Annotated in this window: 5 protein-coding genes; all 5 read right to left on the bottom strand. The window is 39.8% G+C overall.

The features are described from left to right. Window positions 1–51: 51 nt before the first annotated feature. Complete coding sequence (fliS, locus tag ACJAZP_RS19755) at window positions 52–432, bottom strand: flagellar export chaperone FliS (RefSeq protein ID WP_415232453.1); 381 nt, start codon at window positions 430–432, stop codon at window positions 52–54. A 9-nt stretch (window positions 433–441) separates the two neighbouring features. Further along, on the bottom strand, window positions 442–1,785 hold the full coding sequence (fliD, locus tag ACJAZP_RS19750) for a flagellar filament capping protein FliD (protein WP_415232452.1): 1,344 nt from the start codon (window positions 1,783–1,785) through the stop codon (window positions 442–444). 271 nt (window positions 1,786–2,056) lie between these two features. Beyond that, window positions 2,057–2,917, bottom strand: a complete 861-nt coding sequence (locus ACJAZP_RS19745; RefSeq protein ID WP_415232451.1) for a flagellin — start codon at window positions 2,915–2,917, stop codon at window positions 2,057–2,059. A 659-nt stretch (window positions 2,918–3,576) separates the two neighbouring features. Further along, window positions 3,577–3,876, bottom strand: a complete 300-nt coding sequence (locus tag ACJAZP_RS19740; protein ID WP_415232450.1) for a hypothetical protein — start codon at window positions 3,874–3,876, stop codon at window positions 3,577–3,579. 2 nt (window positions 3,877–3,878) lie between these two features. After that, the gene (locus ACJAZP_RS19735) at window positions 3,879–5,171 is read right to left on the bottom strand and encodes a motility associated factor glycosyltransferase family protein (RefSeq protein ID WP_415232449.1); all 1,293 of its coding nucleotides are present in this window, start codon (window positions 5,169–5,171) and stop codon (window positions 3,879–3,881) included. Between the last annotated feature and the right edge of the window lie 281 nt (window positions 5,172–5,452).

Below are 5,452 nucleotides of genomic sequence, written 5' to 3'. Positions count from 1 at the left end.
CCTGCAGTGAGTAATTTTGCTTGTTTTATGTAGCTATTTTGCAGCGCATTATCACGCACTTAAGCCATCCCAGCCATCTTTAATATCCTGAATAATAGGTTTAAGCTGATTAATTTCTTCAATATCATTATTACGGCTTGCCTGATAGATTTTGCTGATCGCAAATTCATAGATACGGTGCAGATTATTAATCAGCTCATCACCGCTGCTTAAATCCAGTGAACTGTCCAGGGCAATTAATATATCCATGGATTTTTGTGCGGAAACTGCCTTCATGGCATGGTTTTTAGCCTGCAGATGAAAGCTCATTTTATCAATCTCTTCCATTAACTTACCGTGCAGCATACGGATCAGCTCAACGGATGAAGAAGCCGCCGCCTGCGCTTCGACCTGGGTCTTTTTATAGGCCCTTCTTGGATTGTTCATTAACATAATAAATCCTTAATATTGTGTGAACATGGAACTGATATTGTCCATTTGAGTCTGCAGCGTGGTTAACGATGTATATTGTTTTAAATAACGCGCATAATAATTTTCATACTTACGATCTAAAGATTCTAACTTATCATTAGCGCGCGATTTTTGCAGATCAATCGACTCAATCTGGTTTTTTATCGTACCGCTTGAAGAATCATGATAAACATCAAGTTTCCCCTGCAGTTGACTCAGGAACATGCCCTCCCCCCTAAATATCTCTTCAACATCCGCAGTTGAGCTAGTTTGAAACTCCTCAAATTTATCACCATCAAAACTTAAGGTGCCGTCACGGCTAAATTCAAAACCTAACTCGGCCATGGTGACACCATTAAATGACTGCTGAAAAACACCACGCAGACTGTTTTTAATAGATCGGGTGGTCGGGTCCGACGCTAATGCACCGCGCGATTCGCCTTCCGCATTGCCGTTGGCACTGTATTTATCTATGGTGCTGATGATCTTATTGTATTTATCCACCAGACCTTTCATGACCTCATTAGTACCTTCCTGATCCGCCCCAATGGTTAAGGTCTCACCAACCTCGCCAGTTTGCTGTGCTTTTTTCAGGGTAATATCAACACCACTGAAGACCCCCTCCAGCTCATTGTCGCTATTTTGTAACTTAAGGCCAGTATCTTCACCACCGAGCCAGGCGATAGCATCCTGATTTTTAAGCAGTTCAGTCATATTACTACTGTCCATCGCCGTATCAAAAACCGTGTCAGCAGTGTTCGACGAAATACTAACTGTATTTGCTGCACCCATCTCATCTCCGCTAAAGAGCATTTGAATTTCACCATTGCTGATAACTAATGAGGCGGAAACGCCGCTGTTATCAGGATCGGTGTTAATGGCCGTGACTAAATCCTGGTAACTGAGCTCGCCATTGCCCTCGCTATCTGCCGCTGCCAAATCAACAGTGAAACTGCTTCCGTTAAGATCTAGGGTGAGCGTCCCTGAAGCGGGGACAAAGGAATCCTGGGTGGTGCCGGCGGGAAGTTTTGTGGCTAACTGGTGATGCTGGGCAAGTTGCTCAACAAAAATCTGGTAGTTTCCGGCTTGTGCTTTTGCGCCCGCAGTCGCGGTTAAGAAATCATCATCGGAAGAACTGGCCGAATTTTTGATCACGCTTTTATTATAACCACTGAGACTCGAGAGTGCCGTATCAAAAGATCCTAATGCGCTGTTGATACCGCTTAATGCACTGCGTTTACCACTCAATTCGCTTAATTGTGTTTGTGCGCGTGTTTCAAAGGGGTAAACCTCCCAAGCGGCAAGTTGTGTTGCCATACTCACGGCATCGACCATCTTAAACTCCCTTTAATAAATATCCGTTTGTGCCGATAACAAGCTGGTTGCTAAAAACCCTTGGCATAACAGGCTATTTCTTCAGCGCAGTTATGCTAATTATTTTTATACTAATCATTACGTTATGTTAATCACTGCCGATCTTAATGCGAACGTTATGGATCTTGATAGTAAAGCATAACAGGCGATTAAATGAATACTTTTAACTTAATTTAAGGTTAAAAAAACCGCTCTGGTTAAAGAGCGGTTTTTTTGTGTTATATAGCTGTGATTAACCCATTAATGACATGGCTAACTGCGGCACCATTTTCGTTGATGAAAGCACCTGCGCACCGGCCTGCATTAACATCTGGTTTTTAGACATGCTTGATGATTCCGCCGCCATATCGGTATCCATAATACGGGATTTTGCTGCGGCCGTATTTTCCGACATATTCGACAGGTTAGCCATAGTATGATCTAAGCGGTTAATGTTGGCACCCAGTCCTGAACGCGCTCCACCCACATCATCAATGAATGACGTCATATCACCCATTGCCGTTGTTGCGCCTGTTGCAGTAGAAATATCCCCTAACCCCCCGGTAGCACCAATCGCAGTAGTTATTTTATCAAGTTCAGTTTTAATATCAACAGTCAGTGTTTCTGCAGCAGTTGAGCCCACTTGATATGTAACACCACCAGTAGCAGAAAACACACCAACACTACCAGTAGCAGCAGATAATAAATTTTGGCCACCAAAGTTAGTGTTATCAACCATACTACCTAATTCGCTAGATAATGAAGCAAACTCAGTTTGCATTGCATCACGATCTTCTTGAGAAGCTGTTCCATTGGCAGACTGTGTTGCTAGGTCATTCATACGGAAAGCGATATTGGTCATCTCTTCCATCGCGCCTTCCGCGGCCTGCATCTGCGAGGTGGCATCACCGGCATTACGCATCGCCACGCCCATACCACGGCCCTGCGCTTCCAAACGGTTGGAGATTTGCAGACCGGCAGCATCGTCGGCTGCCGAATTAATACGAAAACCCGTGGATAAACGCTCTAGTGATGTATTAAAATCCGCGTTAGTTTGGTTTAAAGTATTTTGACCAACAAGGTTGGCATAGTTGGTTTGAATTGATAAAGACATTGTCTAATTCCTTTTTTTTAAAATATTGGGTTTTTATGGAGCTAATAGTAGTTACGGCTAAAAAAAACGTTTTGATTCAGTTTATTAATAAAAAATTAAACTTTTTTTATTTTATGCGAATCAACAGGCTTCAAAACTGGAAAAAAACAGCGCATTAGACTACAGGCAAGATTCATGACGAGGGTCTGTTTATTTATGAGGCGGTGTTTTTTTGAAAAGATAATTTGTGAATGAGATGAAAAGCCAAGCCTATAAAACACGGGTTAAAAATGCTTTTTATCTGAGTGCTTTTGTGCTCTTCCTGATAAACGTCAACAAATAAAATGTTTTTTAATCACACGATATATTGATGAGTGAGTTTGCTTGTATGTATTTCCAAGATACTTCATTACTTCTTTTTCAAAAAAGACTTGAACAAAAATACCAACGCAATAGACTGAAACTATTTTTAATGCCAACAATACACCGAGCGATAGCCAATGATAGAGCTCAGCTCAGATAACGGAATGCATTACTTATTTGTTGCCAATCCCGGAGACCAAAAATATCTGACAGCATGTCTATAAGCTTATAACTCATTGCCAGAAAAGGAAAAGCACAAAAAAAACCAACAAAAATAAAAATAGCCGAAAAATTATTTTGCCTTGGTAAAGCTAAAATTACCGATAATTACTGACTTTTTGCAGCTTTATCCGACAGAGTTGTTGTTCTAAATACTCGCATAAATCATATTCAAAATAATCAGCAACGGCAATGTTATCATTACGCTTATTGGCAATGTTGATGCTTTTCATTATCGAAATGAGTCGACCAAGATCTGTAAACATCCATTTATATTCATTAATAAATGCAATGCCCACGGGCAAATAAGTATCAATCAAGGTGACATCCGCACAACGATAACAATGGGCTAAATAGATAAAAGGCTGTAATGCCTCTTGAATACTTTCATTATGCATAATTACACTTCTTCTGTTAAATATCGAGCGCCGGTAATACGCGCTCCAATACGACTGCAATTGATATAATCTACCTTTGGGTGAACAAACATCATTTGTTCCATACCCACTAAAAAAGTACGATATTGTTTATCCGTACCGATCTCTTGACCGTAACCATTAATCACGGTTTCATTGATAAAAGGAAGCGCGTACTCATCATTATTTAACTCAGCATGTGCTTGTTCATTCGGGAAACCAAAGTCACAACCCATGATATAAATTTTCTTCGCCCCTTTGGCAAGTGCTATATGCATCGCGGGGTGAATCACAGAACCAAAGATCGATAAACGAGTTGCTGGTAGTACCTTATTAAAATGATCGTATGATGGATCCGTTAAATGGGTAAAATAACGATCTCCTCGCCATTTTTTAATACATTTATGATCAGTACGGGAGCTGTATACCAAGCAAGTATTTTTGGCAATTTGATAAGGTATAACGGTATCAAATACATCCACATCAATTGAAACAACGATATCTGGTTTGATCCCGTATTTCAACAAGGCCTTGCAGGCCATCGCGACTGCGATAATTAACGGTCTGTGTTTTTGCTGAGTGAGTTTATGTAATAAATCCTGGCACGCTTCCAAAGAAGGCCCCGCACCGACTAAGATAACCTCTTTTACCTGCGTTTGGCATAAAGCTTTCACATCTTGTTCTTTTTTCAAAAAAGCTAAATTGTCAGTTTCTAATCTTCGGTATTTTTTTTGGGACTCAGCATTATTCATGGTTTTATTTAAGTGCATAGAAAAAATGATAGTTTCCAGCTGATAATAAATGTTAGGTAGCTTATTTTTTAGCAGGGCTTTGTCCGCAGGCAAAATAATCACACCCGGGTGGCTCATCAAAGGGATAAGTGAGCTATTTTCAGTGACAATTTGTAAATCAAAGCGCGCATCCGTAAGCCATTGTTGTGCGGAATAATGCAAGACTAATTTGAAAATATCTGCATGTAAGACATAAATAGTGATTTTTGTTGCGCTTTTATCTTGAGTTAATAAATTAGGCAGATCGCCCATGCCAAAACCAAATAGGTGGAATTCATTACCCGTTGTTAGAGAACGATAGAAAAAAGCTTCTTCTAACGCATTGTGGCGACTAGAAAGTTGTATATCATTTATGCTGATCGTTTGTGATTTTCCTTCAGTTAGCTGCGCATTTAAATCCTCAATGCCTTGTTCATCAATATAATTGCTTAACGCGGGCCATCGTTGCGCCAACAGCGCCATATTATCCCTGTACAGTTGTGTCATGCCTTTCCCTACTTCTAAGCATTCCATTAAGTCGGCCTACATTTAGACTAGATTAATGAATGGATTCGTAATACATATTTAAAGCGAAAACAATCAACCAATGATCACCTTAATCGATATTTTGATTGTTATTAATTTAACATGAAGTTTATTAAATCCTTTGCAGAGTCGTTACTTATTTAAAATATGATGTTTTTGTGGATCTACATAGTAGTTACGACTAAAAAAACCGTTTTGATTCGATTCTTTTGAAAAAGTTGATAGTTTTTTTTATTTCGTAC

This window comes from Psychromonas sp. (assembly GCF_047632955.1).
GTDB lineage: Bacteria > Pseudomonadota > Gammaproteobacteria > Enterobacterales > Psychromonadaceae > Psychromonas.
The sequence above is the reverse complement of the archived record's forward strand: the minus strand, read 5'-3'. Positions and strand labels throughout refer to the sequence as shown.

Excerpts from the sequence above, each read along its gene's own strand:
- fliS (WP_415232453.1), bottom strand. The coding sequence starts at position 432 with ATGTTAATGAACAATCCAAGAAGGGCCTATAAAAAGACCCAGGTCGAA.
- fliD (WP_415232452.1), bottom strand. The coding sequence starts at position 1,785 with ATGGTCGATGCCGTGAGTATGGCAACACAACTTGCCGCTTGGGAGGTT.
- ACJAZP_RS19745 (WP_415232451.1), bottom strand. The coding sequence starts at position 2,917 with ATGTCTTTATCAATTCAAACCAACTATGCCAACCTTGTTGGTCAAAAT.
- ACJAZP_RS19740 (WP_415232450.1), bottom strand. The coding sequence starts at position 3,876 with ATGCATAATGAAAGTATTCAAGAGGCATTACAGCCTTTTATCTATTTA.
- ACJAZP_RS19735 (WP_415232449.1), bottom strand. The coding sequence starts at position 5,171 with ATGACACAACTGTACAGGGATAATATGGCGCTGTTGGCGCAACGATGG.